Genomic DNA, 4,127 nt, shown 5'->3' on the forward strand with positions numbered 1-4,127 from the left:
TCACCGCCAAGGCCGACGTCCGCAACGAGGCGGAGGTGCGCGCCGCGCTGGATGCGGGCCTCGCGGAGTTCGGCAAGGTCGACATCGTGGTGGCGCAGGCCGGCATCGCCGCCATGAAGGGCCAGCCCGCGATGCAGGCCTGGACCGACGGCATCAACACCAACTTTGTGGGCACCATCAACGCAATCCAGGTGGCGCTGCCGCACCTCAAGGAGGGCGCGTCGATCATCGCGACCGCCTCGGCCGCCGCACTGATGGACGCCCACAACAAGCCCAACCCGGGCGGCGATCCGGGTGGTATGGGCTACATGATCTCCAAGCGCCTGATCTCGGAGTACATGCACGCGCTGGCGACCGAGTTGGCGGTGCGCGGTATCCGAGCCAACGTCATTCACCCAACCAACTGCAACACCGACATGCTGCAGAGCGAGCCGATGTACCGCTCGTTCCGGCCGGACCTGGAAAAGCCCACCCGCGCCGATGCCGAACCGGTGTTCGGAGTCCAGCAGGCGATGAAGGTGAATTACATAGAGCCCGAGGACATCAGCAATGCCGTGCTGTGGCTGGCGTCCGAAGAGTCCCGGTTCGTCACCGGCATGCAGTTGCGTGTCGATGCCGGCGGCTACCTCAAGTGGTACGACTACCACATCTGATCGGGCCCACAAGATCGAGTGAAAACCGCAGAACCAGAGGGAGAACCGTGAAGGTAAGGGTTGATTCGGAGCGGTGCCAGGGGCACACGCTGTGCGCAATGATCGCCCCGGATTCCTTTGAGCTCAGCGACATCGACGGAACGTCGTCGCCGGTCAACGAAGTGGTTCCGGCAGACCAGGAGGACGTGGTCCGGGAGGCTGCGCACAGCTGCCCGGAGCAGGCCATCTCCATCGACGAGTAACCGACCCAGAGTAGATCACCGAAAGCACAGGGAGACAGGGAGACACCGCCTTGACTGTCGACGACGCCCTAGCGGACACCGCCGACAACGATCGGAAGAAGAACCGCTACCACTTCGACCGGCACACCTCGGAGTACCGCGAACAGTTCCAGGACATCACCGAGGAGATGCAGGCCAAGTGCCCGATGGCCTGGACCGATGCCTACGACGGGCACTGGGTGGCGGCAGACAGCAAGCACGTGTTCGAACTGGCGCGCTGCCCGGTGGTCTCCAACCACCACGACATCACCGGTGAGACTCCGTATCAGGGCATCACGATCCCTAAGGCCAGCCGGGCCACCGTGGTCCGCGGCGGCATCCTGGAGATGGACGAGCCCGAACACAGCACCTACCGCGGCGCGCTGAACCCGTACCTGTCCCCCGCGGCGATCAAACGCTGGGAACCGTTCGTCGACGAGATCACCCGCGCCGCGCTGGACGAGCGCATCGAGTCCGGCAGCATCGACTTCGTCGAGGACCTGGCCAACGTCGTGCCGGCGGTGTTCACGCTGGCGATGATGGGCATCGAGCTGAAGAAGTGGAACGTCTACAGCGAACCGACGCACGCGTCGGTGTACACCCCGGAGCACGCCCCGGAGCGCGAGAAGATCAACGAGCAGCACCGTGAAATGGGCATCGACATCATCAACAACATGATGGAGATCCGGGAGAACCCGCGACCGGGCTTGGTGAACGCATTGCTGCAGTTGCGGATCGACGGTGAGCCCGCCCCCGACATGGAGATCCTGGGCAATCTGGGTTTGATCATCGGCGGCGGCTTCGACACCACCACCGCACTGACCGCGCATGCCCTCGAATGGCTGGGCGAGAACCCCGAGGAGCGCGAGCGACTGTCGCGTGAACGCGACACCCTGCTGCACCCGGCCACCGAGGAGTTCCTGCGCTTCTTCACCCCGGCCCCCGGCGACGGGCGCACCTTCTCTGAGGACGTCGAGGTCGAAGGCCAACAGTTCAAACAATATGAGCGGCTCTGGCTGTCGTGGGCGATGGCCAACCGCGATCCGTCGGTGTTCGACAAGCCTAACGAGCTCATCATGGATCGAAAGGGAAACCGGCACTTCAGCTTCGGCATCGGTGTGCACCGCTGCGTCGGGTCCAATGTGGCGCGCACGGTGTTCAAGTCGATGCTCACCGCGGTGCTCGACCGGATGCCCGACTATGTCTGCGACCCTGCAGGCACCGTGCACTACGAAACCATCGGCGTGATCCAGGGGATGCGGCATCTGCCGGCCACCTTCACCCCGAGCAAGCCGCTGGGCCCGGGCCTGGATGAGACGCTGGAGAAATTGCAGCGGATCTGCGATGAGCAGGAGTTGGCACGGCCGATCACCGAGCGCAAGGAAGTCGCGGTCATCGACTAACGTCGACCATGCTTCGCGATGACGTGGTTTGATGTGCAGCAGCGAAATGACTGGGAGGTCAGGGCGATGAAGCTTAGCAGGATCGCGGCCGCTCTGGTGTCCCTCCTGGTGGCCGCGACGATGCTCGCGGCACCGGCCCCGGCCCAGATGAGGTTGGGCAATTACGACCTGCTCACCAACCGGTACGATCGCGCGTCCTGGTTCTGGTACCTCGCGTTGTGTATTCCGGACAAGGAGCCGGACTGCGTCAACGTGGCCGCCAGACCGCGGCTGAAGTTCTACGACTACTACGAAGGAAGAGCGTACCTGGCAAACGGGCGCTACACGATGACCGTCGACGTGCCCGATGGCCTGCAGTGCCCGGGTCATGTCATGCCGACCCGGGAAACCTACTCGTGGGACGCGGTATCGCTGGTCGGCACCATTGATTCCGTGTACGACGTCGGCTGCAACAACGGCCCGCCCGGAACCCAGTTCTGGACGTTCAAGCTGCAACGGCTTTGATGCTGCAGCGGGCCAGGCAAACCACACACTGGACCGGCCGTCAGCCTGTTAGGCTTGGCACATGATGAAATTGTCGCGCGCGAAGCTCGCTCTGGCTTTCGGAGGCCTCGCGGTTGCGGTGCCGTGCTCAGTGGGAATCGCATCGGCGCAGCCGGACCTGAGCGGTGTGGTCAACACAACCTGCAGCTACGACCAGGTGATCGCGGCGCTCAACGCGCATGACCCGGCATTCGCCCAGGACTTCACCGCGACGCCGATGGCGACCGCCACGCTGCGTAATTTCCTGGCCGCACCGATCAGCCAGCGCCAGCAGACCGCCGAGCAGTTGGCGAGCTACCCGGCCGCCGCGCAGTACCTGGGAACCATGAACGCGGTCGCGGGCAGCTGCAACAACTTCTAGGTTTCGCGAACAGACGCAAAAGTGCCCTAAAACGCGGGTTTTAGGGCACTTTACCGTCTGTAGGCCACCGGACTCAGCCGCGCGGCAGGCCAAGCACCGCGGTGGCGATGATGTTGCGCTGGATCTCCGACGTCCCGCCGGCGATCGTGCCGCCGAAGCTACGGGCGTACCGCTCGAACCAGCTCGCGAAGTAGTGATCGAGATTCATGTGCTCGTAGGGACCCGTCGTCGACGGATGGGTCAGCCCGTCGGGACCCGCTGCGGTCAGGGCGTTCTCGAACGCCTGCCGTTCGGCCTCCGAACCGAACAGCTTGAGCACCGACACCGATGCGGTGTCCGCCTCGCCACGAGCCGCCCGCGCCAGCGCCGCCGAACCCATCGCCCGCAACGCGTGATAGTCCATGATCGTGGTGGCGTACTGATCGCGTTCCAGCTCGGTGCGCGGCCGAAAGTCGGCGATCATATTGTCGATGCGGTCGGCGAAGCCCAGCCACATCATGGTGCGCTCATGACCGAGTGAGCCGTTGGCCACCTTCCAGCCCTGATTGAGCGGGCCGACCAGGTTTTCGGCCAGTACCCGGGCGTCGGTGAAGAACACCTCGTTGAAGTCCAGGTTCTCCGGACCGGTCATATCGGCGAACGGCCGGCACACCACGCCGGGAGTGTCGGTCGGGATGATCAGCGCGCTGATCCCCTTGTGCTTGGGCGCATCCGGGTCGGTGCGCACGAACGTCAGCAGGTAGTCGGCATCGTGGGCGCCCGACGTCCACACCTTCTGGCCGTTCACCACGAAATGGTCACCGTCAAGGACGGCGCGGGTTCGCAGTGACGCCAGATCGGAGCCCGCGCTCGGCTCACTCATACCCAGCGACGCGGTCAACTCGCCCTTGAGCACCGGCACCGCCCA

At 64.4% G+C, this 4,127-nt stretch carries 6 protein-coding genes; 5 read left to right on the top strand and 1 reads right to left on the bottom strand.

Going from position 1 to position 4,127, the window contains the following annotated elements; genetic code table 11:
• The 5 genes from ACN269_RS33910 to ACN269_RS33930 form a co-directional block, all read left to right on the top strand.
• The coding region (locus ACN269_RS33910; protein ID WP_421477311.1) for an SDR family oxidoreductase at window positions 1-653 on the top strand (653 nt) is incomplete at its 5' end.
• Between the two features lie 47 nt (window positions 654-700).
• The gene (locus tag ACN269_RS33915) at window positions 701-895 is read left to right on the top strand and encodes a ferredoxin (RefSeq protein ID WP_421477313.1); all 195 of its coding nucleotides are present in this window, start codon (window positions 701-703) and stop codon (window positions 893-895) included.
• A gap of 50 nt (window positions 896-945) precedes the next feature.
• Window positions 946-2,316 (top strand): cytochrome P450, encoded by a 1,371-nt coding sequence (locus ACN269_RS33920; RefSeq protein WP_421477315.1) that lies wholly within the window; start codon window positions 946-948, stop codon window positions 2,314-2,316.
• Window positions 2,317-2,334: 18 nt separating this feature from the next.
• On the top strand, window positions 2,335-2,820 hold the full coding sequence (locus ACN269_RS33925) for a hypothetical protein (protein ID WP_421477317.1): 486 nt from the start codon (window positions 2,335-2,337) through the stop codon (window positions 2,818-2,820).
• Between the two features lie 61 nt (window positions 2,821-2,881).
• On the top strand, window positions 2,882-3,220 hold the full coding sequence (locus ACN269_RS33930) for a hemophore-related protein (RefSeq protein ID WP_421477319.1): 339 nt from the start codon (window positions 2,882-2,884) through the stop codon (window positions 3,218-3,220).
• Window positions 3,221-3,293: 73 nt separating this feature from the next.
• Here ACN269_RS33930 and ACN269_RS33935 read toward each other — a convergent pair.
• A partial coding sequence (locus ACN269_RS33935) for an acyl-CoA dehydrogenase family protein (protein WP_421477321.1) occupies window positions 3,294-4,127 on the bottom strand: 834 nt, incomplete at its 5' end.

The organism is Micromonospora sp. WMMD736 (genome assembly GCF_049179015.1).
Classification (GTDB): Bacteria; Actinomycetota; Actinomycetes; order Mycobacteriales; family Micromonosporaceae; genus Micromonospora.

Excerpts from the sequence above, each read along its gene's own strand:
- ACN269_RS33925 (WP_421477317.1), top strand. The coding sequence starts at position 2,335 with ATGACGTGGTTTGATGTGCAGCAGCGAAATGACTGGGAGGTCAGGGCG.
- ACN269_RS33930 (WP_421477319.1), top strand. The coding sequence starts at position 2,882 with ATGATGAAATTGTCGCGCGCGAAGCTCGCTCTGGCTTTCGGAGGCCTC.